At 68.6% G+C, this 25,249-nt stretch carries 25 protein-coding genes and 1 pseudogene; 16 read left to right on the forward strand and 10 right to left on the reverse strand.

The window, feature by feature from the left end; all coding sequences use genetic code 11:
- The first annotated feature begins 49 nt into the window (after positions 1-49).
- The 6 genes from C2R22_RS16210 to C2R22_RS16235 all read left to right on the forward strand — a co-directional run bounded on the left by C2R22_RS16210 (position 50) and on the right by C2R22_RS16235 (position 4,348).
- A complete protein-coding gene (locus C2R22_RS16210; protein WP_103426682.1) occupies positions 50-1,033 on the forward strand; it encodes a beta-ribofuranosylaminobenzene 5'-phosphate synthase family protein in 984 nt (327 codons plus the stop codon).
- Positions 1,034-1,079: 46 nt separating this feature from the next.
- Positions 1,080-1,916, forward strand: coding sequence for an RAD55 family ATPase (locus C2R22_RS16215; RefSeq protein WP_103426683.1), 837 nt, complete (start codon positions 1,080-1,082; stop codon positions 1,914-1,916).
- Between the two features lie 46 nt (positions 1,917-1,962).
- Positions 1,963-2,856, forward strand: coding sequence for a CopG family transcriptional regulator (locus tag C2R22_RS16220; protein WP_103426684.1), 894 nt, complete (start codon positions 1,963-1,965; stop codon positions 2,854-2,856).
- On the forward strand, positions 2,849-3,472 hold the full coding sequence (locus tag C2R22_RS16225; RefSeq protein WP_103426685.1) for a hypothetical protein: 624 nt from the start codon (positions 2,849-2,851) through the stop codon (positions 3,470-3,472). Before C2R22_RS16220 ends, C2R22_RS16225 begins: the two co-directional genes overlap by 8 nt.
- Before the next feature lie 26 nt (positions 3,473-3,498).
- The gene (locus C2R22_RS16230; RefSeq protein ID WP_103426686.1) at positions 3,499-3,828 is read left to right on the forward strand and encodes a transcription factor S; all 330 of its coding nucleotides are present in this window, start codon (positions 3,499-3,501) and stop codon (positions 3,826-3,828) included.
- Positions 3,829-3,916: 88 nt separating this feature from the next.
- A complete protein-coding gene (locus C2R22_RS16235) occupies positions 3,917-4,348 on the forward strand; it encodes a universal stress protein (RefSeq protein ID WP_103426687.1) in 432 nt (143 codons plus the stop codon).
- A 28-nt stretch (positions 4,349-4,376) separates the two neighbouring features.
- Here C2R22_RS16235 and C2R22_RS16240 read toward each other — a convergent pair whose 3' ends face one another.
- The 3 genes from C2R22_RS16240 to C2R22_RS16250 all read right to left on the reverse strand — a co-directional run bounded on the left by C2R22_RS16240 (position 4,377) and on the right by C2R22_RS16250 (position 6,739).
- Entirely contained in the window at positions 4,377-4,916 is a 540-nt protein-coding gene (locus C2R22_RS16240; RefSeq protein WP_103426688.1) for a hypothetical protein, read from the reverse strand.
- A gap of 147 nt (positions 4,917-5,063) precedes the next feature.
- Positions 5,064-6,077 carry a hypothetical protein gene (locus C2R22_RS16245; RefSeq protein WP_103426689.1) on the reverse strand — a complete coding sequence of 338 codons (1,014 nt, stop codon included), beginning with the start codon at positions 6,075-6,077 and terminating at the stop codon, positions 5,064-5,066.
- Between the two features lie 74 nt (positions 6,078-6,151).
- A complete protein-coding gene (locus C2R22_RS16250; protein ID WP_103426690.1) occupies positions 6,152-6,739 on the reverse strand; it encodes a dienelactone hydrolase family protein in 588 nt (195 codons plus the stop codon).
- Between the two features lie 127 nt (positions 6,740-6,866).
- Between C2R22_RS16250 and C2R22_RS16255 the strand changes: the two genes are divergently transcribed.
- The 4 genes from C2R22_RS16255 (at position 6,867) to C2R22_RS16270 (ending at position 11,529) form a co-directional block, all read left to right on the forward strand.
- The gene (locus C2R22_RS16255; RefSeq protein ID WP_103426691.1) at positions 6,867-7,718 is read left to right on the forward strand and encodes a PspA/IM30 family protein; all 852 of its coding nucleotides are present in this window, start codon (positions 6,867-6,869) and stop codon (positions 7,716-7,718) included.
- 467 nt (positions 7,719-8,185) lie between these two features.
- A complete protein-coding gene (locus C2R22_RS16260; protein WP_216824749.1) occupies positions 8,186-9,367 on the forward strand; it encodes a hypothetical protein in 1,182 nt (393 codons plus the stop codon).
- Positions 9,364-10,407, forward strand: a complete 1,044-nt coding sequence (locus C2R22_RS16265; protein ID WP_103426692.1) for a TIGR04024 family LLM class F420-dependent oxidoreductase — start codon at positions 9,364-9,366, stop codon at positions 10,405-10,407. Before C2R22_RS16260 ends, C2R22_RS16265 begins: the two co-directional genes overlap by 4 nt.
- 78 nt (positions 10,408-10,485) lie before the next feature.
- On the forward strand, positions 10,486-11,529 hold the full coding sequence (locus tag C2R22_RS16270; protein ID WP_103426693.1) for a hypothetical protein: 1,044 nt from the start codon (positions 10,486-10,488) through the stop codon (positions 11,527-11,529).
- A gap of 22 nt (positions 11,530-11,551) precedes the next feature.
- Here C2R22_RS16270 and C2R22_RS16275 read toward each other — a convergent pair whose 3' ends face one another.
- From C2R22_RS16275 to C2R22_RS16295, 5 genes and pseudogenes are all read right to left on the reverse strand, one after another.
- Entirely contained in the window at positions 11,552-12,586 is a 1,035-nt protein-coding gene (locus C2R22_RS16275; RefSeq protein WP_103426694.1) for a dipeptide epimerase, read from the reverse strand.
- Positions 12,583-13,641, reverse strand: a complete 1,059-nt coding sequence (locus tag C2R22_RS16280) for a DUF1611 domain-containing protein (protein ID WP_103426695.1) — start codon at positions 13,639-13,641, stop codon at positions 12,583-12,585. The genes C2R22_RS16275 and C2R22_RS16280 overlap by 4 nt, the downstream gene beginning before the upstream one ends.
- A 698-nt stretch (positions 13,642-14,339) precedes the next feature.
- Positions 14,340-15,244 (reverse strand): annotated as a pseudogene (locus tag C2R22_RS16285) (Vms1/Ankzf1 family peptidyl-tRNA hydrolase).
- A gap of 90 nt (positions 15,245-15,334) precedes the next feature.
- Positions 15,335-15,682, reverse strand: coding sequence for a DUF5802 family protein (locus C2R22_RS16290; protein WP_103426696.1), 348 nt, complete (start codon positions 15,680-15,682; stop codon positions 15,335-15,337).
- A 197-nt stretch (positions 15,683-15,879) separates the two neighbouring features.
- Entirely contained in the window at positions 15,880-17,376 is a 1,497-nt protein-coding gene (locus C2R22_RS16295) for a TrkH family potassium uptake protein (RefSeq protein WP_103426697.1), read from the reverse strand.
- 201 nt (positions 17,377-17,577) lie between these two features.
- Here C2R22_RS16295 and C2R22_RS16300 point away from each other — a divergent pair, with 201 nt between their 5' ends.
- Entirely contained in the window at positions 17,578-18,330 is a 753-nt protein-coding gene (locus tag C2R22_RS16300) for a hypothetical protein (protein ID WP_245902794.1), read from the forward strand.
- Between the two features lie 336 nt (positions 18,331-18,666).
- Here the strand turns inward: C2R22_RS16300 and C2R22_RS16305 are convergent, their stop codons facing one another.
- On the reverse strand, positions 18,667-19,029 hold the full coding sequence (locus C2R22_RS16305) for a hypothetical protein (RefSeq protein WP_103426698.1): 363 nt from the start codon (positions 19,027-19,029) through the stop codon (positions 18,667-18,669).
- The gene (locus tag C2R22_RS16310; protein ID WP_103426699.1) at positions 19,019-20,059 is read right to left on the reverse strand and encodes a zinc-binding dehydrogenase; all 1,041 of its coding nucleotides are present in this window, start codon (positions 20,057-20,059) and stop codon (positions 19,019-19,021) included. The genes C2R22_RS16305 and C2R22_RS16310 overlap by 11 nt, the downstream gene beginning before the upstream one ends.
- A gap of 124 nt (positions 20,060-20,183) precedes the next feature.
- Here C2R22_RS16310 and C2R22_RS16315 point away from each other — a divergent pair, with 124 nt between their 5' ends.
- The 5 genes from C2R22_RS16315 to C2R22_RS16335 all read left to right on the forward strand — a co-directional run bounded on the left by C2R22_RS16315 (position 20,184) and on the right by C2R22_RS16335 (position 25,054).
- The gene (locus C2R22_RS16315) at positions 20,184-20,813 is read left to right on the forward strand and encodes a MogA/MoaB family molybdenum cofactor biosynthesis protein (RefSeq protein ID WP_103426700.1); all 630 of its coding nucleotides are present in this window, start codon (positions 20,184-20,186) and stop codon (positions 20,811-20,813) included.
- Between the two features lie 147 nt (positions 20,814-20,960).
- Entirely contained in the window at positions 20,961-22,031 is a 1,071-nt protein-coding gene (locus tag C2R22_RS26475; protein WP_245902795.1) for a glycerophosphodiester phosphodiesterase, read from the forward strand.
- Between the two features lie 117 nt (positions 22,032-22,148).
- On the forward strand, positions 22,149-23,906 hold the full coding sequence (ilvD, locus tag C2R22_RS16325; RefSeq protein WP_103426701.1) for a dihydroxy-acid dehydratase: 1,758 nt from the start codon (positions 22,149-22,151) through the stop codon (positions 23,904-23,906).
- A 130-nt stretch (positions 23,907-24,036) separates the two neighbouring features.
- On the forward strand, positions 24,037-24,678 hold the full coding sequence (locus C2R22_RS16330) for a helix-turn-helix domain-containing protein (protein WP_103426702.1): 642 nt from the start codon (positions 24,037-24,039) through the stop codon (positions 24,676-24,678).
- 127 nt (positions 24,679-24,805) lie between these two features.
- Positions 24,806-25,054 (forward strand): hypothetical protein, encoded by a 249-nt coding sequence (locus C2R22_RS16335; protein ID WP_162562541.1) that lies wholly within the window; start codon positions 24,806-24,808, stop codon positions 25,052-25,054.
- Positions 25,055-25,249 lie beyond the last annotated feature (195 nt).

Here is a 25,249-nt window from a genome sequence, read left to right on the forward strand (position 1 = left end):
TGGAAGAGCGAAATCCGAACGAACTTACGCCCGCTCTCGAAGAGGAAGTATGGACGTGCGGGTCTCGACCGGCGGTCGACTCCACTTCGGCTTCACCAACCTGAGCCTGTCGCACGAACGGCTCTACGGCGGCCTCGGGGTTGCACTCCGCGAGCCACGCACCGTCGTCGCCGCGGCGCCCGCCGAGGGCGTCCACTGTGACGACGCGGACGCGCGCGACTACGCCCGGCGGGCGGTCTCGTTGCTCGACGTGTCCGGCGCGAAGGTGAGCGTCGAGCGTCGCCTCCCCGGCCACGTCGGCGTCGGGAGCGGCACCCAGTTGGCGCTCGCGACGCTCTCGGCTATCGGACGGGCACACGGCGTCGAACCCTCGGTCAGGGACCTCGCGCCGGAACTGGGTCGTGGGGGACGCTCGGGCGTCGGCGTCGCGACGTTCGAGCGAGGGGGGTTCGTCCACGACGCGGGCCACCCGACGGCGCGTTTCACCACCTCGCGGCCGGCCGACGGCGACTGGACCGTCCCGCCGGTGGCGGCGGCGCACACGGTACCCGAACACTGGCGCTTCTTGCTCGTCCTCCCGGCGCTCGACCCCGGACGGAACGGCGAGGCCGAGGACGCGAGCATGCGCGCCGTCGTCGAGCGGGCCGACCCGACGCTGTCGAACCGCATCGCGGGCGTCCTGATGCGACAGGTGCTCCCGGCCATCGCGACGGGCAACGCCGAGACGTTCGGTTCCGCGGTCGAGGAGGTCGGCCGACTGAACGGCGCGTGGTACGCCGACGAGCAGGGCGGGACGTACCGTCCGCCGGTCGGCCAGTTGGTCGCGACGCTCTCGGAGACGACGGGCGTGTTCGGCGCGGGGCAGTCCTCGTGGGGACCGGCCGTCTACGGCATCACCGACGAGACGAACGCCGACCGGGCGCGCGAGGCCGGCGAAGAGGCGCTGGCCGAAGCCGGCGTCGACGGGCGGGTGCAGGTCGTCCGCGGGCGGAACCGCGGCGCGGTCGTCGAGACCGCCGAGAATCACGATTGAGTTTCGGCGGGTACACGCTCTTGTACTCTCGGCTCACACGGGGGGTATGAACAGCGTCCCGTTCGGCGTCTCTCGGCTCGACTCGCTCATCGGCGGCGGCGCCCCGCCGGGCTCTGTGGTCCTCCTCGCGAGCGAGTCGGGTGCCGGGGGCCGAGAGTTCCTCTACACCAGTGCGGTCATCAACGCCATCGCCGCGGTCGACGCGGACCTCTTCGAGCTGTATTACGGCTCGCTGCAGGGCGAGGCGACGACGCCGCCCGAGGTGCACTACGTCTCGTTCACGACCGAAGAGGAGTACCTCGCCCGACAGATGAACTTCACGATGGACGACGAACTCGTCGAGCGCGCGACCGCACGGATCGAGTTCGTCGACTTCTCCAGGGAGTACTTCCACCCGAGTCCCGTCCCCCGGGAGTGGTATCTGGGCGAGGCGAGCGCGCTCCGTGACCTCGGGTCGGGCGAACAGTGCGGCGACGTCCTCGAAGCGTTCGGGACCTACCTCTCCGAGCACGCCGCGGGCAACCTCGTCGTCGTCGACTCGGTCACCGACCTGGTCGCGGCCGACGCGGACGAACTGTCGTGGAACGACGTCGCGCTCCTCCTGAAAGGGCTGAACAAGGCCGCCCACCAGTGGGGCGGGCTCATCTTACTGCTGGTGAACCTCGAAACGCTCAGCCCGGCCGAACTCGGCCTGATGAAGGACGCCACGAGCGGGACGTTCCTCTTCGAGTGGGAGTCGGGCGGCTCGAAACGCGCGCGGACGATGGTCGTCCAGGAGTTCCGCGGCGTGTTATCACAACTCGAAGACGAGAACATCGTCCAGTTCGAAACCGAGATACACGACGGCGGGTTCGATATCAGCGACGTCCGCAAGATTCGATAATTGGCGGCCAACGTTTATAAGCAGTGGCGTGAACCCACAGGAAGAGATGGCCGGAGAACCGGAAGAGACGCTACCCGACGAGCTTCAACGGTGGGTAGACGAACAGGTCGCCGCGTCGGACGACGAGCCCGCAGACGTCATCTCCCGAGCGGTGACCCTGTACCGCCTCGTCGAGGAGCACGCGGCGTCGGCGGGCGGCGAGACGCCACCGGTCGGCGACATCGAATCGGACCTCGAACGACTCGCCGACCGGGTGTCCACGCTGGACGACCGCGTGGGGAACGTCGAGAACGGCCTCGACGACCGTGTCGGCGCCGTCGAGGACGACTTCGACGAGAAGATCACCGACATCCGCGAGCGCGTCATCCAGGTGAAGCGCGAGGCCGACGCGAAGGCCCCGAGCGACCACGACCACGAGGAGCTTCGAGAGCGGGTCGAAAGCCTCGGGACGCGGGTCGACCACGGCTTCGAGAACTACGAGGAGGTCCTGTCGTATCTCACCGACGAGACGGACGATCTCGACGACAAGGTCGGGCGACTCGCGGGGGTCGTCGTCTCGCTACGCAAACGGACCGCACGGGCCGAACGGCAGGTCACGCGACTGGACGCCGCGGCCGACCTCAAGCGGGTGGCGAACCGTCACGGGACGACGAAAGCGAAGTGCGAGGAGTGCGGCGGCTCCGTCGCCATCGGCCTCCTCACCGAGCCGACGTGTCCCCACTGTGAGAGCGGGTTCGTCGGCGTCGAACCCGCCGGTCGGCTGTTCGGCTCCGGGACGCTCGTGACCGGCCGGCCGCCCGCGCTGATGGCCGGCGACGATCCGGCGGAGGCCAGCGGCAACGGCCACGGGCGGCGTCAGCACGAGGGTGAGAACGGGGACGGCGAGAACGCACACGCGGACGGCGCGGCGGAACTCATGGAGGGGTCACGGAATGACTGAGGGCGCGGGCGACCCACAGGAACCGAGAGCGGACGAGGACCCGCTGGGCGACCTCGCACGGCGAGTTCGCGAAAAGCGCGACGAGCAGTCCCAGAGCGGACGGGAGCGCGAGGACGACACGTTCGGCGCACTCGACGACGCCGAAGAGGGGACCCCCGACCTCGGCGACGCGGGCGACGCCGACGCCGGCGCGGACCGCGAGGGTAACGAACTGTTCGAGGAGATGGACGTCTCCGACGTCGACACCGACGCGGTCTGGGAGTCCGTCCTCGACGAATCGGACGACCTCATCGGAGACGCCACGCCCGGCGTCGACGTCGGGCAGGCGACTGCGGCCGACGTGGAGTCGACGGTCGGCGACGACCACATCGTCCCGAAGGACGACTACTGCGAGTCGTGTCACTTCTTCAGCGCCCCGCCGGCGGCCGAGTGCTCCTACGAGGACGCGGCCATCGTCGAAGTCGTCGACATGGAGCAGTTCCGGGTGCGCAACTGTCCCGTCGTGGCGGGCCTCGTCGACACCGACGGCGCGGTCTTCGAGCGGGAGGAGGGGGGCGACGAGGGTGACCTCGCCGAGGCTGACGGCGGTGTCGCCGAGGAGACTCCGAGCGACTGATGTGTGCCCGGTTCTAAGGCGAGGGCATGCAGTTCTGCGACGACTGCGGTTCGATGATGGTCTCGCAGGGCGGCGAGATGGTCTGTACGAGCGACGACTGCGGAGGAACGTCCGAGAAGGACGCTGACCTCGCCGCCCAGTACACCTCGACCGAGTCACAGACCGACTCGGAGGTCATCGAGACCAGCGAGGAAGCGAACTTCGAGGGGAAACCCACCGCCAAGGACGTGACGTGCGAGAAATGCGGCCACGGCGAGGCGTGGTACACCATCAAACAGACCGCCTCCGCGGACGAACCGCCGACGCGCTTCTTCAAATGTAAAGACTGTGGGTATCGGTGGCGCGAGTACAACTAACACAGTAGACGCGAGGAACGTGCCGCCCTCCAGACCGGGACCCGAGGACGCTCCCGGTTTTTTGTCAATCGAACGAAAACACGGGGGCATGTACGACGAGATTCTGATCCCGACCGACGGGAGCGACGCGAGCGAAGTCGCGGTCGAGCAGGGCGTCGCAGTCGCGGCGCGGTTCGACGCGCGCGTCCACCTCCTGCACGTGGTCGACGTCCGGGCGGAGATGGCCGCCTCGGGCGTCGGTGACATCGCGGACGACCTGACGGAGACCCTCGACACGATGGCAAGCGACGCGCTCGACGCGGCGGAGGCGTTGGCCGACGGCGCGGGCGTCCCGTACGAGCGCGAGGTGCTCGAAGGCTACCCCCACGACGCCATCGCCGAGTACGCCGCCGACAACGAGGTCGACCTCGTGGTCGTGGGTGCCAGCGGCCGGTCGGGAGTCGCCGAGCACCTCCTCGGGAGCACGACCGAGCGCGTCGCTCGCACGGTCGGGACGTCGGTGCTGATCGCCCGAGCGTAGCGTCTCGAAGGCAGACAACCAGCGAGAGTCACCGGGAGGAGTCCTCACGCACGCCGTCGAGCGCCCGCGCCAACTCCTCGGCCCCGTCGAACCACAGAATCAGGTCCCGACCGGTGTCTCGTTGGAGCCTGACCCCGCTCTCGCCGGAGAGCACGTATCTGACCTCGTCGCCGTTCCAGTCGATCCAGTCGCGGCCGAGGTTGACTCGGCGGAGCGTGAGTCGCGAGTCGGGGCGCTGGTACAGTCGTTCCACGCCGGCGAGTTCGTCGACGGCGACCACGCGGTCGCGGCGGTGCCACGGTCGGACCCGGTATCGAAGCTCCCGGCCGGCGAGTTCGATGTCGAGCCTGAGGCGGTCGAGGAGGACGAGGGGGCCGAAGAGGAGAGCGGCCGCGAGCGCGACGACCCACCACGGGTCGTTCTCGATGAACGTGAGCGCGGCGACGAGCACGAGTACGGGGACGGACGTGACCGCGACGAACAGCGTGAGCGCTCGCGAGACGAGCGGGAGAGTCGTCTCGTATCCGCGTTCGGGACCGCTCTGAGCCGTGGACGGAGACGCGAGCACAGGCTGGTAGTACGTGGAGAGACACACAACCGTTTCGCCCGAATCGGACGAGTCGAAGCGCGTCGTCCCGAGACGTCGGCGGGGAGACGAGTCGGCGGCGGACGAGCCAGAACGTCGGTGAGCACAGGTCGGAGTGCCCGAGGACGCTCACTCGGGAGTGAAACGGTAGCCGTACGTCGCGAGCGGGAGCGATCCGAGCCAGCCGACGACGAGCAACGGAACCGCGATGGCCCCGGCGAACCCGCCCACGGCGACGAGCGGCGTACCGACCCCGACGACGGCTGCGAGGACCGACGTGGCGGCGAGACGTCCCCACGCACCGGTTCGGAGACAGGAACCGGCGAACAGTCCGAGCGCGGCGACCCCGCCGACGAACGGAACGAGCGTGAACCGCATCGCGAGCGAACCGCTCCCCACGAGGGCGGTGAACGTCCACGAGACGAGCAGCGTGCCGACGACGACGCCGAGGGCGACCCGCTCGTCGAGCGGCTTCGACGTGTCGCGCGAGCGGAGCGCCGCGAGGAGGCCGAGCGCGGCGACGACGTACGCCCGGCCGACCGGGGCGAGGACGAACCCGCCGAACGCCGCGAGAAGCCGGCCGGCGAGCGCGCCCTCCGCCCGCGTCCGCACGAGGTAGTACGTCCCGTCGCGGACGACGAGCCCCGGTTCGACGAACGCCTCCGACCGCATCGACCCCTCGCGGACGACGCGTTGGACGTCCGACGAGGCCGAGGCGTAGGGCGTCGCCACCGCCTCGGCGACCGCCGCACCCGCCGTCGGGTCGAGCCGGATCGTCGCGCGTGTGGTCTCCTCGGAGACGTTCAGGTCGAGCCGGTAGTACTGCCCGTCGTACACCGCGTACCGGGCGTCCATCCCGTCCAACTGGATGTGCAGTTCGGGCGGAACGCTCCCCTCGAACCGCCCCGTCCGGGCGGCGGTGTCGACGGGCTCTCGGACGGCTGCCGAGTCGTCGGCGAGGCGGGAGTCGAGGTTCACCACGTCGGGGTCGACGTCGGCAACTGCCGTCGGACTGGCGGCCGGATCGACCTCGCGTGCGACGTACTCGGTTCGGAGCGACGTCGCCGTGCCGACGCTCGCGCTCAGGAGGAGGCCGGCGACGAGGAGCGTCACGACTGCCGCGTACCGTCGTCCGGGGACCATACGGGCACGTAGTGACGTGTCGACGTATCATCGTGTCGGCTGACGAGTGCCGGGACCTGTGGTCCGGTGGCGGACTAGAGTGCCTCGACCAGGAACGGTCCGACCTCGTCGGCAACCTTCCCCGCCTGCCCGACGAAGAAGTGGTCGGCCGGGAGTTCGACCACCTCGCCGCCCCGTTCTCGAACGGCCTCGACGACCGGTTCCCACTCGACGGTCGTATCGCGAGCGCCGTAGACGACCTGCAGGGGGGAAGAGAGCGTCTTCACCGCCGAAACGGCGTCCAACTCGTCCGAGAGCCGGCGGGCGGGCGCGAGGACGCTCACTGCCCCCGCCTCGCACTCGGTGGCCGCGACGAGCGAGACGGCCCCGCCGAAACTGTAGCCGAACAGCCCGACGCGAGCGTAGCCGAGTTCGTCACGGGCATGAGCAACCGCGTTGGCGGCGTCTCGGACCTCACCCTTCCCCTCGGCCCACGGGCCGTAATCGATGCGGAGGCAGTCGACGTCCGAGTCGACGAGCCTTCGAGAGACCGCGCGGAGGCGTTCGTCGGTCCGCGAGCCGCGGTGCTGGGGATGGGGCGGGCAGGCGACGACGCAGGCGTCGCCCGAGTCGCCGTCGAGCGTCGCGCGGACGTCGCGACCACCGCTCACGAGAACGTCCATACGGGGCGGACGGGCGGCCGGGTGAAAGTCACTCCGCCCCGTCCCGAGGGCGAAGACGGCGGAGGGCGACTGACTCGTCGTCTAGGCCACGTGAGGTTTTAACCCGAGGGTACCCAAGAGAAGGCATATGGGAATCCTCTCACGCGCGTCGTACGTCATCCGGTCGAAGCTGAACGCCATCCTCAACCGAGCGGAGGACCCCTCCGAGACGCTGGACTACTCCTACGAGAAGATGCGGGACGAACTCCAGCAGGTCAAACAGGGAATCGCGGACCTGACGACCCAGAAGAAGCGCCTAGAGATACAGAAGCGCCGACTCGAAGAGAACGTCGAGAAGCACAACGAGCAGGCCCGGGAAGCCGTCCGCCAGGACCGAGAGGACCTCGCACGGCAGGCGCTGGAGAAGAAGCAGTCGAAGATGGAGCAGATCGAGCAGCTAGAGACACAGATCGCCGACCTCCAGGAGACCCAGGACAACCTCGTCGAGAAGAAGGACAAACTCCAGTCGCGCATCGAGGAGTTCCGCACGAAGAAGGAGACCATGAAAGCCCGGTACGAGGCCGCAGAAGCGTCGTCTCGGGTCTCGGAAGCGATGACGGGCGCCGGCGACGAGATGGCGGACGTCTCCCGCGCCATCGAACGGGCCGAAGAGCGGACCGACGAGATGGAAGCGCGTGCGGCGGCGATGGACGAACTCGAAGACACGGGGGCGTTCGACGACGCGCTCTCCGACAAGGACTCCATCGACCGCGAACTCGAGGCCGGTCGCGCCTCCAGCGAGGTCGATTCCGAACTCGAGACGCTGAAGGCGGAACTCGGCAAGTCGTCCTCGTCCCCCTCCTCGTCGGCGGACGCGGACGCCGACGCAGACGTCGAGGTGGAGGCCGAGAGCGAACCCGAGACAGAGAGCCAGGGAGGGAACGACGACCCAGCCGTCGAGGCGGAGTTGGAGGAGCTGAAGAACGAGGAAGACGCCTGAGTCGACGAGATGACCGGAGACCCCGCAGGGCGAGAGGAGCGGGAGGGACCGCACGGAGGAAGCGACGCCGCGGAGTCGACCGAACGAGCGGACCTCGTCGCCACGATCAGTCGGTCGCTCGACGCCGAGACGCGCGTCGAGTTCGACCGACGCGTCGCCGAGCAGGCGCTTCGGCTGGCGCGTGACTGTCGGAACGGCCGTCTCGACACCGGCGGGTACGCCATCGGTCTCGAACTCGAGGCGTACGCGGTCGACGGGGAGGGACGGCCGACGGCGGTTCCCGACGCCGTCTTCGCGGAGGGCGAGTGCGGGAAGGAACTCGGCGTCCACAACGTCGAACTCCACACCGACCCCGACCGCTTCGCCGAGAGCGGCCTCCGAAACCAGCGCGCGGCGCTTCGAGAGCGGTACGAGCGAGCCAGAGAGAGCCTCGCTGCCCACGACTGTACGCTCGTCCTCGACGCGATGTGGACCGTTCCCCCGCGGAGGGGAGCGCGGCGTATCTCGGAGCGGTCGAGGAGACCGACGGCGTCCGCGTGGCACGGAACATGCGGACCGACGCGCGCTATCACGCGCTGGACAACGAGACGATTCGGCGGGCCGGCGGCGCCGTGACCCTCTCGGTTCCCGGCGTCGACCACGACTTCCCCTCCATCCTGGTGGAGTCGCTCGCGACGTCGATGCAGCCGCACCTCCAGATCCCCTCGGGCGAGGACTTCCCGACGTACTTCAACACCGCCATCCGGACGCTCGGACCCGTTCTCGCGCTCGCGACGAACTCGCCGTTCCTACCCGCGGACCTCTACGACGACGTCGCCGGTGACGAGGGGCATCGCGTCGTCGACGAGACGCCGCACGAACTCCGGGTGGCGGTGTTCGAGGGGTCGATGAACGCCGCCGCCCCGCCGGGAGCCGGCAAGGTCCGCGTGCCGCCCGACCTCGAAACCTTAGAGGAAGTGGTCACGCGACTGGTCGCCGACGAGACGTACGCGCCGTTCCTCTCGGAGCCGGACCCCGAAGAGGAGTACCCCGACCCGTTCCCGGAACTGACCCACAAGCGCGGGACGTACTGGCGGTGGGTGCGGGCGGTCCTCGGCGGACAGATCCCACAGGGAGCCGACGGCGACGACCTCCGGGCCTCGGTCCGGCTGGAGTACCGTCCGCTGCCGACCCAGCCGACCGTCGACGAGACGATGGCGCTGGACGCGCTCGTCGTCGGCTTGCTCCGCGGACTCGTCACGAGCGACCACCCGCTCCCCTCGCTCCCGTGGGACGTGGCCGAGCGGACGTTCTACCGCGCGGTCGACGCGGGACTCGACGCCGACCTCGCCTGGGTCGACGCCGCGGGCGAGCGAACCGAGGAGCGAGCGCGCATCTACCGGGAACTGCTCGCGTACGCCCGTCGCGGCCTCACCGACGCGGGCGTCGACGGCGCGACGGCCGACGAGTTCCTCCACCCTATCGAACGCCGGTACGAGACCGGACGGACGCCGAGTCGCTGGAAGAAGGACGCCGTCCGCGCCCGTCTCGACGAGGGCTCGTCGCTCCCGGAGGCCATCGTCGGGATGCAACACGAGTACTACGAGCACGCGGGCGGCGACCCGGTCGTCGAGTGGCCGTGGCCCGGTGTCGACGGCGCAGGCCGATGAGTGAGAGCGACCACGGCCGGGCGACGCTCGGCGTCCACCTGCCGGTCGCCGCCCAGCCCTCGCTCGACGGCCTCGTCGACGTCGCACTCCGGGCAGAAGAGCGCGGGTACGAGCGCGTCTGGATGCCCGAGACGTGGGGGCGAGACGCGGTGACGGCGCTCGCCGTGATGGCCGAACGGACGGACGAAGTCGGTCTCGGGTCGAGCCTGTTCAACGTCTACTCGCGGTCGCCGACGCTCGTCGGACAGACCGCGGTCACCCTGCAGGAGGCCTCGGAGGGTCGGTTCCGGGTCGGCGTCGGCCCCAGCGGGCCGGCGGTCGTCGAGCGCTGGCACGGCGTCGACTTCGACCGGCCGCTCAGACGGACCCGCGAGTACGTCGAGATACTCCGTCGGGTGTTCTCCGGCGAGACCGTGCGCTACCGCGGCGACTGCTTCGAACTCGACGGCTTTCGGCTGCGCTGTGGGCCGCCCGAGACGCCGCCGCCGGTCGACGTCGGCGGGATGGGACCGAAGGCGGTCGAACTCGCGGGGCGGTTCGCCGACGGCTGGCACGCGCTCATGTGTTCGCCCGACGGCCTCCGAACGCGGCTCGCGGACCTCGAACGCGGCGCGTCCCTCGGCGACCGCTCGGTCGACGAGGTCCACACGACGCTCGTCCTCCCCTGTGCGGTGAGCGGCGGAGACGACGACGAGGGAGGCGAAGGGCGGGCGTGCGGCCTCGTCACCCAGCACGTCGCGTTCTACGTCGGCGGGATGGGCACGTTCTACCGCGACGCGCTCGACCGCCAGGGCTATCCCGCGACCCGCGCGCACGAGGCGTGGCAGAACGGCGACCGCGAGGAGGCACTCGCCGTCGTCGAGGGGTTCGTCGACGACCTCGCGGTGTCGGGGACGCCCGCGGAGGCGCGAGAGGCGCTGACTCGCTTCCGGGGGATAGACGGCCTCGACGAGGTCGCCATCGCGTTCCCGCGTGGGGCCACCGACGGCGACGTGGCGGCGACCGTCGCCGGACTGGCACCCGAGCGCGGGGGCGACTGAAGCGCGGACCCGGCGTCGAACCGACCGGGAGCGACCGTAATCAGCGGAGCTTTGGCCCGTCATACACAACGGTGGTGCATGCCCTCCGACGGAGAGGACGCCCCAAGCGACACTCTCAGAGAGCGCGCCGGGACGAACCGGCTGAAGCTCTGGGTGCTCCTCGACGCCGACCGTCGTCTCGTCGCCGGACTCCCCCTCGCGTTGATCTTCGCCGCGCTCGTCGTGCTCGGCGCGATAGACCCCGCACCGCTCCGGGCGGCGGCGAACAGCAAGGACCCGATCGAGACGCTGTTCCAGGCGCTGACGACGGCCATCATCACGGGCGTGACGCTCGTCGTCTCGCTCAACCAACTCGTCCTCTCACAGGAACTGGGTCCGCTGGGCGACCAGCGCGAGCGGATGAGCGGTACCATCGAGTTCCGCCGGGACGTGGCCGACGCCCTCGACGTCCCCGCGACCCCGCCGGAACCGTCGGCGTTCCTCCGGTCGCTCGTCGACAGCATCGGCAACCGGGCGCGTCGACTCGGCGAACTCGTCGAGGATTGTGCGGACGAGGAGGCGCGCGAGCGCGTCTCGGCGTACGCCGACAGCCTCACGACGAACGCCGACGAGGTCACCGACACGCTCGAAGACGAGCAGTTCGGAACGTTCAACGTGCTGAGCGGGGCGCTGAACTTCAACTACTCGTGGAAGATATACGAGGGGCAGCGGATCGAGGGGGAGTACGAGTCGGTGCTCTCAGCGGAGTCGCTCGACGCGATTGACGATCTGATTCGGACGCTGCGCTTCTTCGGGCCCGCACGCGAGCACATCAAGACGCTGTACTTCCAGTGGGAACTGGTCAACCTCTCGCGGAGCATCCTCCTCTCCGCCGTGCCCGCGCTCGTGGTGAGTATCGGCGGCATCCTCTACTTGGACAACCCCGCGTCGCTCACCGGAACGTTCCTCGGCGTCGACGTCCTCATCTGGGTCGTCGTCGCCGCCACCGTGGTCTCGCTCGTCCCGTTCATGGTGCTCTTTGCCTACGTCCTGCGTATCGCGACGGTGGCGAAGCGGACGCTCTCCATCGGCCCGTTCATCCTCCGGCCGACGAACCGCGACGAGACGCTCGAGTGGGAGTGACGGAAGGGGGCCACCCGTCGCGTCAGCGCGGTTCCGCGCCCGTCCCGCTCCGGTCGTCGGGCAGACGAATCTCGCCACCGGAGAGGTCGAGGCCGTCGTACTCGTCCGCTGCGAGGAGGAGCGCCCCGTCGAGGTCCGCGTAGTCGAGCAACGGCGCGAGGTGGCAGGCGGCCGCGATGGCGGCGTTCGTCTCGACCATGCAGCCGAGCATCACCTCCAGCCCGTGGGCGCGTGCGGCGTGGATCATTCGCCGAGCCTCGCGGAGGCCGCCGCACTTCATCAGCTTGAGGTTCACGACGTCGCAGCAGTCGGCCACCTGCGGGACGTCCGCGAGCGTCTCGACCGACTCGTCGACGGCGACCGGTACCGCCGAACGCTCGTAGACGTACCGCAGGCCGTCGGGGTGTTCGGCGGTCACCGGTTGTTCGACGAACTCGACGTCGTGCTCGGCCAGAAGAGAGGACTTCTCGACGGCCTCCCGCGGCGTCCACGCCTCGTTCGCGTCGACGCGGAGCGTCGCGTCGGGGGCGGCCTCGCGGACGGCCTCAAGCAACTCTTCGTCCCGCTCCGTGCCGAGTTTGAGCTTCAACACCGGATAGCCCGCGTCGACGGCGTCCTCGGTCTTCTCGCGCACCCGGTCGACCGAGTCGAGACCGATGGTGAAGGAGGTGAGCGGGCACTCGTCGGCGTCGAGGCCCCACAGCCGGTAGAGCGGAACGCCCAGGCGCTTGGCCGCGAGGTCGTGGAGGGCGATGGAGACGGCCGCACGTGCGGCGGGGTTCCGTCGAACGCGCGCTTCCATCCGGTGCTCGATGCGCTCGATGGCGTGGGGGTCGCCCACGGATTCGGCCTCCTCAACGAGCGCGGGGAGGACCGCCTCGACGGTGTCGACGGTCTCGCCGTAGTGCGGCGAGGGGGCGGCCGCGCCGTGGCCGGTCATCCCGCCCTCGTCGGTGAGGCGAACGACGACGTTCTCCGCTTCCTCCTGGGTCCCCCGGGAGATGGTGAAGTCGTCCGCGAGCGGGAGCGAGACCCGCTCGAACTCGCCCGTGATCATCGTCCTCTATCGCCCAAGAGCGCGTCCAGCACCTCGTCGGCGTCGAAGCGGATGGGGTCCGCCGCGGGGCCGCCGATGCTCGATCCGAACTCGTCGAGGGTCGCACGCGCCTCCTCGTCGGCGTCGATAGCGGAGGTGTTGACCGCGCCGGCGACCACCTCGCCGGGGTGGACGGGAGCCGCGAGGTCCTCGTAGAGGTCGACGTACGTCTCGGGGCTCGGGATGGCGGTGTCCTCGTAGCCGTGGATGGCGTCGCGTCCGGCGACGTGGCACAGCACCATCGCGTCGGGCATCGACCCGTGGAGGATGCCGCAGGTGACCGCCGAGTACGCGGGGTGGATGATGCTCCCCTGCCCCTCGACGAACAGCACGTCGTGGTCGTCGCCCTTCTCCAGGATCATCTCCTCGACCGCACCTGCCGTGAAGTCAGAGACGACGCGGTCGATGGGGTTGCCCCACCCGGCGATCATGATACCCGTCTGTCCCGTCGGGATGAACGCGGCGTCGACCCCCCGTTCCTGGGCCGCTCGCGTCAGTTCGAGCGAGACGGTCATCTTGCCGACCGAGCAGTCGGTTCCGACCGTGAGGACGACGTCGGCGTCGACTTCGCTCGCCCGCCCCTCGGCGACGGTGAGGTCGGGATGGGGCTTCCGAACGTCGTGGATAGTCGCGCCGTGTTCCTCGGCGAGAGAGGAGAAGTCCTCGTCCTCTCCGAGGAAGTAGTGGAGGCCGGCGATGACGTCGATTCCCTCACGGAGGGCGTACTCGACGTCGTCGCGCCACGACTCGTCGAAGCCGCCGCCGATGGGGGCGATGCCGACCACGAGCGCGTCGACGTCGCCGAGTTCGAGCGCGTCGGCCATCGACTCGACGACGGGGGCGTCGCGGTCGTCGGGGATGGAGATGTGGTCACTGACTCGCGTGCCGGGGTTGGCTCGGTCGAGGACGGCGGCGACGTCGTAGTCGGCGTAGCGGATGACGCCGGTCGCCGTCTTCGCGCGACCCGGGAAGAGGTCGTGCGCGAGGACCGCGACTCGGCTCGGTTGGGCGTTCATATCGGCCCCACGAGGAGGCCGTTCTTAAATTGGGTTCATCGCTGTCGCGGGTGGTCGACGTGTGGGTGTCGTACGCGGTCGAGTCGCACTGGGAGTCATGACGAACGGCGCTGACGGGACGACGGCCGAGCGGTACACGGACGCAGTGAAGCCTCGCCCACCGAAGCAACTCCGTTGCTTCGAGCCGTTCGCTCGTTTCACTCGCGAAGACCCCCCAGCCGACTCCCTCGCTCGCTTTGCTCGGTCGGTCGCCCCTCGCGCGCGAGTCACGCGGCGAGATCGCGTGACGTCACGCACCACCGCCCCGTTAGTGGCGGTGCGGTCGGCGCGCGGGAGCGAGTGAGTGAAACGAGCGAGCGGCGCGCGAGGGTCGGCTCGCGCCTCCGTGCGCGAGCCACCGGCTGGGGAGGAGTGAGGCTGCGGTCCATCACCCTAGTAACGCCGCAGTCTCCCTGACTCAGCGAGACTGTCGGCAGCGCATTGTCTCCCACCCTTCGGTACGTACGTTCTCTAGACGAACCAGTCCTCATCAAACCGGACGAACGTTCAAGTACCGAAACGCGGCCACCACGACGCGTGACGTAACGACGACCGCACGGCTGCTGCGGGTGCCCGGCACGACGCCGTGCGGGAGGGGAGTGCCGGCTGTCCGCCTGATCGAACGGAGTCCCGAGTGAAGCACTCGACCCGAACGCGACTCACAGCAGCGACAACTGCGCCGTGAAGAAGTCGTCGACGGCGGCCGCGAAGGCCTCCTCGGGGTCGCCGCTGGCGTCGACGCGTGCCAGGAAGTCGGCCCGTTCCTCGAACGCGCCGAGGACCGTCCTCTCGCCGACGACGACCAGTCGCTCGGGGGAGAGGAGAGTCCATCGAGCGCGTCGAGCGCCTTCTCGACGTGTTCGTCGACCTGGGCGTCCCGACGGCGCTCGAAGCGTCCCTGTGAGAACCCTCCCTTCGAGTGGGCGTTCTTGACGTCGCTCTCGACCGCCTCGACCACGGACCACTCTTCGGCCCAGTCGCCGACGCTGTACGTCCCGACGACGAACAGGTCCGAGCGGACGAGCGCGAGCGCGTCTCCTGGCTGAGGGAGGAACCACGCGTCGTCGAGTTCGAAGCCGTCGCTCCACGTCACGAACGGATCGGGTGCCATCGGCGCGTCGAGCGTGACGGCGACGAGGCCGGCGTCGTCGACACAGACGAGACACGGGGCGGCGCGGCGCACCAGCGGCGCGCGGTCGCCGACAGCGGTCTCGACGGTCTCGGGGAGGCCGTCGGGTTCGACGGCGGCGGTGAGCGCCCCTTCGGCGTCGGTCTCGACGGAACGAAGCCGGGCGAGCACTGACCGGATTCGGGCGCGGGAAAGCGTGTCCCGCCCGCGGAACGACACCTCCTCTTCTTCTCCGGCCGCCGCCAGTCGCCCTTCGAGGTCGGCGATGCGGTCTTCGAGTCGGTTGACCCGCTCTTCGGCCTCCTGTCGCGCTCGGACCGCCTCGGCGCGGCGCTCGGATTCGGCCTCGTATCTGGCTTCGAGGTGGCCGACCTCCGCTTCGAGGTCGGCGATACGCGCTTTCAACTCGGCGCGACCGAGCAACTCGTCGAGCATGGAGTCGAAAGGTCGGGGAGGGCACTTATACCGTCCGACCCCGGTATCAGTGAGTGAGAGCCAGGGCCGGGGTGGGGAGGGTGAATCGGGTCAGCGGCCCTCGGACGGAGCCCACCCCGAGTACCGGAGGAGTTCGACGGCCCGGTCGGCCTTCGCGAGGAGGACCTCCCGTCTGTCGGGGAGGTCGCCCGGGGCGAGCGGGTCGGGGACGGCGAGTGTCCCGGTCGGGACGCTGTCGTCGCCGAGGACGGGGAAGTGGCCGCCGTTTTCCAGTTTCATCACCAGCGGGGCGTCCGTGCGTTCGATTCCCTCGCCCGTGGTGTAGAGGTGTTCGTTGACCCGTACGTGGTCGTCACGGTGGATGACGGCGTGGTCGCCGCCGTGGGGTTCGACGTACAGGCGTCCGAGGTAGTAGCCGCTTGAGAACTGTTCGAACATGCTGTGCAATACGTTGCCACACTACGAACAGACAAAAGCGTTGTCGTGACCTTTTTTATAGAACCACACGTCCACCGGCCTCGAATATCCGGATCGAGAATCAGACGCGGGAGAATCGAGACGAACGAGGGGATTCAGCGCGTGAAGAAGCGAGACGAGCGGGCGGGACGAGTGGAGTGGACGGAACGGGACGCACGTTACGACCGCCAGTACGACGGGGTGAGGAGGACCAACACGGGGATGATCTCGATGCGACCGAGCCACATGAGGAACGTCATGACGAGTTTGGTGCTCGACGGGAACGACTCGTAGTTCGCGAAGGGGCCGGCGATGCCGAAGCCCGGTCCGACGTTGAAGAAGGTGGAGGCGGCCGCGCCCATCGCCTCGAACTCGGTGACGGCGAGTTGAACACGGGAGGCGTCGACGACGACGAAGATGGTGGCGAAGATGAAGAAGACGAGCGAGACGAGCGTGTACGCGTAGATGTCGCGGATGGTCGCCTCCGAGACGACCTGTCCGCTCAGCCGGACGGGGCGGACGACGGAGGGGTTCGCCACGGTGAACAGGTCCCGACGGAACGCTTTCAACACTACGAGCCAGCGCAGCGCCTTGATCGAACAGGTGGTGCTCCCGGCCATCCCGCCGATGAACATACAGACGAACAACAGGTGCTTGGCGGCCGACGACCAGAGGTTGAAGTCCGTGCTCGCGTACCCGGTGGTGGTCACGATGGAGACGACCTGAAAGAGCGAGTGTCGGGCGATGGCCTCCGGGTTCGTGTGTGGGCCGCCGTCGACGAAGAGGATAGCGGCGATGGCGACCGAGAAGAACGCCAGCACGCCGAGGTAGAAGCGGAACTCCTCGCTCTCGCGCAGTCGTTCCGTCCTCCCCTGGAGCGCGAAGTAGATGAGGACGAAGCTCGTCGCTCCGACGGCCATGAACGGGATGACGGCCCACTGGACCGCGGGCGAGAAGGCGGCGAGGCTCTCCGCGCGCGGGGAGAAGCCGCTCGTCGAGATGGTGGTGAAGGCGTGCGTGACCGCGTCGTACAGCGTCATCTCGGGGGCCAGCCCCACGAGGTGGAGGCCGTAGAGAACGGTGACTTGGAGCGCGGTCAACCCGAGATAGAGCTTCCAGAGGAGTGCGGCGGTCTCGGAGATGCGGGGAGTGAGCTTGTTGATGTCCTGGGTCTGGGTCTCGGTTTCCATGAGCTGAGCACCCCCCACCGAGAGTTGCGAGAGGACGGCCGTGGCGACGACGAGGATGCCGATGCCGCCGAGCCACTGGAGCGTCGCCCGCCAGAGGAGCACCGCCCGCGAGTGGCGGTCGAAGTCGACCATGACCGTCGCGCCGGTCGTGGTGATGCCGCTCATGCTCTCGAACAGCGCGTTCACCGGTTCGGCGAGTGCGCCCTCGCCGGCGAGGACGAACGGGACGCTCCCGACGAGGGCGGCGCTCAGCCAGGTCAACGAGACCATCAGGAACCCCTCCCGGATTCCGAGCGAACTCGAGTCGGTCAGCCGTTCGAGCGCCCCGCCGAGAAGGACCGTCCCGACCATCGGGACGAGGAAGGGAAACGGGGAGGTGCCGTCGAGGAGTGCGAGCGCGAGCGGAAGTGCGAGCGGCACCCACAGCCACTTCAGGATAGTACCAACCAGTCGACAACTGACGCGCCACTCGATGCGGGTTTTCATCGGCTCGACCGGCTGTTCGGGTCGACGGTCGTCGGCGTCCCGTCGGCGGCGGCCGTCGTCACTCGCACCGCTTCCCCTCCGGACCTGCCGCGTGGCGCGTAGTCATCGTCTGCCGGTACTGGCGCCTCCGTCGTAAAAACCGTGTGGGCGTCGGGGGGAGAGGACCGTAACCACCATCTCTCCCGCCCCCTCCGGGCGCGTATGGACGACGCCGCCCCCGACACCGACACGCCGAACCACGCCGACCGGGCGATCCGTGCGACCGCGACGGAGAACTGGCAGACCGCGGGCGAGCAGTACACGCTCGCGGCGTACGGGACGCTCGCCGGCCACGAGGGGTTCCGCCGCGAGGCGTTCGACGGGGAGCGAACGTCGGCGGGAACGGCGGTCTGTCACCTCGTTCGCGCCGGGCTATGCTACCGGCTCGCCGGGGTCGAAGCGGCCGCGCGCAACAGAGCGATGCAGGGTGCGCTCCTCGCGGTCGACCAGAAACGGGTGCGAGACGGCGTCGACGCGGCCGCGTGCGACGAACTCCTCGGCCACTGTCGGACCCTGGCGAGCGAGGCGGAGCGGGCGACCGAGGCGTACGACCGGGCCGCAGCGGGGTACGCCGCCGCCGACGTCGACGACCCGGCCGGTGCGACGACGCGCCCGCTCCTGCAGGCCGGAACCGACCTCGTCACGCACCTCTCTCGCCCCGACGACGTGGGCTGGGACGACATCCACGGAACGGGAGGTGACGCCTTGCAGCGCCGGGTGCGGTTCGTCCGCAGTCGCGTCCGCGAGTTGCTGGCGGCGCGAGTCGAAGCGAGAAAACTGTACGCGCCGCGGGGGTCGACCGAGTACGGCGTCGACCGGTTCACCTGCCCCGACTGTGGCTCACACGACGTGAACTACGTCGCCGAGACGGTGCTGTGTCTACGGTGTAACGCGGTCGTCGAGGAGCGGTCGTAGGGCGTTGCGGAGGGTCGAAGCGTGTGACCGGCGTTTGGGTGGCGGACGCGAAAACGCACCCGGCGTCCGTATCGGAGAGGGCGTCGGCCAGAGGCAACGAGGCGGTGACCGAACGGTACGCGGGCGCGGTGTCCGCCTCACGCCTCTCCAGTCGGTCGCTCGCGCACGGAGCAACGGAGTCGCTTCGGCAGGCGAGCCCACACCGCCCTGGCGACCGCGCGGTCTCCACCCACGTAACTCCGAACTCGGTCACGGACACGAGAGGACGTAAGCGACGCCCACGCTCCGCACGTCCACGTTTCCGAACGACACAGCGCGAACGGTTCGGACGATAACTCACCGACGGCGACTCGCCGCCATCGACCACACCGCCGTCAGACCCAGAAGAAGCGCCGGAAGGAGCGGGAGAACGAGCATCGCGACGATGAACGACAGGCCGGCCTCGCCGGGAAGCGCGGGTCGGAGGTAGATGACCCCGGGAACGACGAGAAAGCACAGCACGACCGTCGCGACCAGCACCCAACCCCGGTTGCCGAAGCCGGTGGGCTCGGGACCGGGGAGGGGAGCGCGCGTTTCGGGGTCGGAGTCAGCCTCGACGTCGGGGTCGGCGGCAGCGTCCGTGTCCGTGTCCTCCTCGGAATCGCCGTCGTCGACCGCGCCGGGTCGGTGGACGTACCCCTCGTCGGTTTCAGAGCTCACTATCCGGCTTTACGACCACGCTGCCAAAGCCTTCACGCTCTTCGAGCATCTCGTGGGCGCGGGCGGCCTCGCTCATCGGGAGGCTCGCACGGACGTGCGACTCGAACGTCCCGTCCCACACGAGCGGGAGGACGTCGTCGATTTCGCCGGGCGTGGCCATCGTCGATCCGATCACCGACAGCTGATTCCAGAAGATGCGGTTCAGTCCGGCGCCGGGGTTGCCACCGGTGGTCGCGCCACAGGTGACGATGCGGCCGCCCTTCGCGAGCGACTTCAGCGAGTCCGGATAGGTGGCGTCGCCGATGTGGTCGACGACCATGTCGACGCCGCGCTTGCCGGTCATCTCTCGAATCTCGTTCGCGAAGTCCTCGTCCTCGTAGTTGATGACGTGGTCGGCGCCGCAGTCTTCGGCGTAGGAGAGCTTCTCGTCCGTCGAGGCCGTCGCGTACACCTCGGCACCGACGTAGTCGGCTATCTGGACCGCCGCGTGGCCCACGCCGCCCGAGGCACCGAGGACCAGCACGGACTCGCTCGGCCCGAGTTCCCCCCGCGAGATGAGCATCCGCCACGCGGTCTGGAACACCAGCGAGGCCGACGCCGCCGTCTCCCAGTCGACGTGTTCCGGGACCGCGACGAGGTTCTCCTCAGGGACCGCCGCCAGTTCGGAGTGTACGCCTCTGATGTGCTCGCCGATGAGGTGGTAGGAGACGCACATCGACTCCTCGCCGTCGCGGCAGAACTCACACTTCCCGCAGTACTTGCCGGGCTGGACGGCGACGTGGTCGCCGACCTCGAACCGGGTGACCTCGTCGCCCACGTCCTGGACGACGCCCGCGCCGTCGCTTCCGGGGATGTGCGGGAAGTCGAGGTCGATGATGGGCAACCCACGGCGGGTCCAGACGTCGAGGAAGTTCAACCCGCCCGCCTTGATGTCGACGAGGACCTCGTCGCGTTCGATTTCGGGGTCGGGAAAGTCGCCGTACTCGATGACGTCACGGTCGCCGTGCTCGGAGAACTGAACGGCCTTCATCGTCGGAGGCTCAAACCACAGTAATAAAACAGTATGGTTACGCGTATCGACGCCCGGTTGTTCGACGGGTGTCGATAGCGAGCGAGGGACGGGAGTTTTGTCGAGCGGCCGAGAACGGACGGTCATGAACGACGACCCGCTCACCGGACGCGACGAACACGAACTCGACGGCGGCCACGACGACGATGACCATCGTTCGCACGACCACGACCACGACGACGGCCACGACCACGACGACGGCCACTCTCACGACCACGACCACCACCATCACGACGTGGAGACGCTGGGCGTGGCCGTCCTCACCGTCTCCTCGTCGCGCTCGCTCGACGACGACCCGGCGGGCGACGCCATCGCTGCGGCGTTCGAGGACGCGGCTCACGACATCGCCACCCGGGACCTCGTCGGCGACGAGTACGACACGGTCCAGTCGTCGCTGTCGAGGCTTACGAAACGCGACGACGTCGACGTCGTCGTCTCGACCGGCGGGACCGGAGTGACACCGGACGACGTGACGGTCGAGGCCGCGGAACGACTGTTCTCCAAGGCGCTCCCGGGGTTCGGCGAACTCTTCCGGCGGGAGTCGTACGACGAAGTCGGCGTCATGGTGGTGGCGACGCGAGCGACGGCGGGCGTCGTCGAGGGGACGCCCGTGTTCTGTCTGCCGGGAAGCGAGAACGCCGCGCGGCTGGGAGCCGAAATCGCCGTCGAGGCGTCCGGTCACCTCGCGGGACTGGCACGGCGAGACGACGAGTGAGGCGACGGGCTGGACGACGTCCAGTCACCAGTCGGGACGGTATCTAACGAGTGAAAGATTATATAAAGAGATACTCGACATCACCGGATATCAGCTTGTTTTCAGTACCTCCGGGAGTTTTCCCGTGGGGGAGCGGAGGAGTCACCGATGCCCGACAGAGACACGACGCTCAATCGGCGAACGTTCGTCAAGGGAACCAGCGCCGCTGCGGTCGGTACGGCGGTCACGTCCGGTGTCGCGTCCGCGCAGCAGGCCGCGGAAGGAGAGGACGAAGCGGCGGACGACGACGGCGAATCGAGCGGGGTGACGCTCGTCGCTCACCGCGGGTTCGCCGGCGTCAACCCGGAGAACACGGTCGGGGCAGTACGGAACGCCTCGCGCGGCTGGACCCCCGAGCGACGGCAGCGGCTGACGGACGTGCTCCGCTCGAACGTCCAGTCCGTCGGCGACGGCGAGGTCGTCCTCGACTACGACGAGGACCTGGTCGAACTGTTCCGTGACGTCCGGCGGGGCGACCTCCCCGAGATGACACAGCGGAAGGCGGACATGATCGAAATCGACGTCATGCCCTGTGGGACCGGCGAAATCGTCGTCTTCCACGACAGCCAACTCTCCAGTCGGGACGGGGGAACCCAGGGACTGACCGACGCGGAGGGGACCGTCTGGGAGACCGACCGCGAGACGGTGACGTCCGCGGAGGTGCTCGAAAGCGGTGAGACGGTCCCGCTGCTCACCGACGTGATGGACGCCATCCCCTCCGAGGTCGGCGTCAACCTCGAATTCAAAGAGAGAGGGAACATGTCCTGGACCGAGTTCGCCGACGAGACGCTCTCGATCGCCGCCGACTACGACAACGAGATACTCGTCTCGTCGTTCGCCGAAGGAGCCGTCGCCGCGGTCGCCGAGAACTACCCGGACGTCCCCCTCGCGTACCTCTTCTGGAACGATATCGAGGCCGGCGTCGAGGTGACGGACGAGTACGACTGCGACGCGATGAACGTCCCGTACAACATGGTTCAGGGAGCGCCCTTCTTCTCCGACGACATCGGCTTCGACAACATCCCCGAGGGGGGATACGCCGACGTCGACCTCGTCGCGGCGGCCGACGAGAGGGGGATCGACCTGAACGTCTGGACCGTCCAGAGCTGGTATCAGGCCGAACAACTGGTCCAGGCCGGCGTCGACGGCCTCATCTCCGACTTCCCGAACGTGCTGTAGTTGCACACGAGCCGCGATTCGACCGATCTGTCTGTTCGTGCTTCGTCTCGCTCTCGCGCGAATCGCGCGTTGCCGGCAGTGACGGCCATTTAAGCGTCCGGGGCGCAACTCCCGACCATGAGCCAGCAGGAGCCTCCCGAGCAGACACGGGACGACGCCGAGCAGTTCTCCGGACGGAAGGAGCGGGACCTCCCGAGCCGCGACGTGACGGAGGGCGCCGAACGGGCGCCACACCGGGCGATGTTCCGCGCGATGGGGTTCGACGACGAGGACCTCTCCTCGCCGATGGTCGGCGTCGCCAACCCCGCCGCGGACATCACGCCGTGTAACGTCCACCTCGACGACGTCGCCGACGCGGCCATCGAGGGGACCGACGGCGCCGGCGGGATGCCCATCGAGTTCGGCACCATCACCATCTCGGACGCCATCTCGATGGGGACCGAGGGGATGAAGGCCTCGCTCATCTCTCGGGAGTTGATCGCCGACTCCGTCGAACTCGTCGCCTTCGGCGAGCGGATGGACGGCCTCGTCACCGTCGCCGGCTGTGACAAGAACCTCCCCGGCATGATGATGGCCGCCGTCCGGACCGACCTCCCGAGCGTGTTCCTCTACGGCGGGTCGATCATGCCCGGCCAGCACGACGGCCGCGACGTCACCATCGTCCAGGTGTTCGAGGGCGTCGGCGGCTACGCGCAGGGCGAGATGAGCGCCGAGGAACTCGACGACCTCGAACGCCACGCCTGCCCGGGTGCGGGCTCTTGCGGCGGGATGTTCACCGCGAACACGATGGCGTCGATCTCCGAAGCGCTCGGGTTGGCGCCGCTCGGAAGCGCCGGGCCGCCCGCCGAACACGAGTCGCGGTACGACGTCGCCCGCGAGGCGGGCGAACTCGTCCTCGACTGCATCGAGAACGACCGCCGTCCCTCGGAGATCATCTCCCGGAAGTCGTTCGAGAACGCCATCGCGCTGCAGACGGCCATCGGCGGCTCGACGAACGGCGTCCTGCACCTCCTCGCGCTGGCACGGGAAGCGGGCATCGACCTCGAAATCGACGACTTCGACGCCATCAGCGAGCGAACCCCCAAGATCGCCGATCTGCAACCCGGCGGTCAGCGCGTCATGAACGACCTCTTCGAGGTCGGTGGCGTCCCGGTCGTCATCCGCCGCCTCCTCGAAGCGGGACTGTTCCACGGCGACGCGATGACCGTCACCGGGCGCACGATAGAAGAGGAACTCGCGACGCTTGACCTCCCGGACGACGACGACATCGAGACGGACTTCCTCTACACGGTCGAGGAGCCCAAACAGAAGGAGGGTGCCATCAAGATACTCCGAGGCAACCTCGCGCCCGACGGCGCGGTCCTGAAAGTGACCGGCGACGACGCGTTCCACCACGTCGGCCCCGCCCGCCTGTTCGAGAACGAGGAGGACGCCATGGAGTACGTCCAGGAAGGCGATATCGAGTCGGGCGACGTCATCGTCATCCGCAACGAGGGGCCACAGGGCGGCCCGGGGATGCGCGAGATGCTCGGCGTCACCGCCGCCGTCGTCGGTCAGGGTCACGAGGAGGACGTCGCGCTCATCACCGACGGGCGCTTCTCGGGCGCGACGCGCGGGCCGATGATCGGACACGTCGCCCCCGAGGCCTCTGTGGGAGGACCCATCGCCCTGCTCGAAGACGGCGACGAGGTCACGGTCGACATCCCCGAGCGCGAACTCTCGGTCGACGTGAGCGACGAGGAACTGGCGCGGAGACGCGAGGCGTGGGAGCCGAAGCCGCCGAACTACACGAACGGCGTGCTTGCGAAGTACGGACAGGCGTTCGACTCCGCGGCGAACGGGGCGGTCACCAACCCCGGCGTGAAGCGGGACTGAATCGGGAAATCCGGGTCGAACACGAAGCGAACACGGGCGCAGTGTCTCACGGCCCGGTCGGCCGGCAAACGGGACGGAGGGCACGCGCAGGCAGCGTCTTGAGCGTCGTCCGCCCGGTAGTGAGGGACCGGTGACCGAAATCGTCGAACTCTCCGTCTCGGACGACGAGTTCCTGCTCGGGCGGACGCTCGCCGACGCGCCCGACGTGCGTATCGAACTGGAACGGATTATTCCCACGGGAGAGGCGGCCGTCCCGTTCCTGTGGGTACGCGGGACGGACCTGAGCGCGTTCGAGCAGGAGGTCGTGGCGAACGAAGCGGTCGCCGCACTCGACCGCCTCGACCGACTCGACGGCTGGTCGCTCTACCGTATCGAGTGGGACGACACTCCCCACAGCCTCCTGCAGGGAATCGACACCACCGGCGGTGCGATTCTGGAGGCCAGACGCGACGACGACTGGACGTTCCGGCTTCGCTTCCCGGAGCGGGGCTCGGTCTCACGGTTTTACGACTACTGCAGGGAGCAGGACGTCTCGATCCGTATCGAACGGAGTTTCACCCTCGCCGAGAAGAGCGAGGTCGGCCGTCAGTTCGGCCTCTCGCGGGAACAGCGTGAAGCCCTCCTCCTCGCGCTCCGAAAGGGGTACTTCGACACTCCCAGCCAGACGTCACTCAGTGCTCTCGCCGTCGAATTCGACATCTCGGAGCAGGCGCTCTCGAATCGGATTCGGAGAGGGACGAAAACGGTCCTCGGGGAGGCGTTGCTGAGCTAAGATGCCGTGCTCGACGACGGAACCGGGCGGCGTCTACGGCGGTTCATCCGGGAGAGAACAGATAAACGGGTTGTTGTATCAACGGATATCGTCATACTCCCCTGAGCGAGACGTGCAGACGTTCCCGATGCCCGCACTCTCTTTCACCGGACGTGCAAACCCGGAACCGACCGACCGAGTGACGATGGACCTCGCGGGCGACCCCCGTCGAATCGTCCTAGCGCACTTCGGGGAACCCACGGACGAGACGGCGTCCGTCGACGCCCTCGTCGAGCACGTCGTCGACCGCCCGGGCGGAGCCTCGACCCGAGGCGAGGGTCGGCGACAGCGGCACCACGTCCACCCGGCCGTCGAGGAGGGTGCGGTAGCGCAATGACGCCGGAAGACCGGCCCTCGTCCGGTGGCGAGCCGTCACGACTCGGAACCTGTGCCAACTGCGGTCGTGTGTACCCGCTTCAGGCCGGTGGGGACGCGTTACGGCCGATCGGGACCGACGGGAGCTGCCGCTGCGGAAACGACGAGTTCGAGCCGCTCCCCGACGGGTAGTCTCCTGACCGGACCACGACGGCCA

It is taken from the genome of Salinigranum rubrum, assembly GCF_002906575.1.
GTDB classification, from domain to species: domain Archaea; phylum Halobacteriota; class Halobacteria; order Halobacteriales; family Haloferacaceae; genus Salinigranum; species Salinigranum rubrum.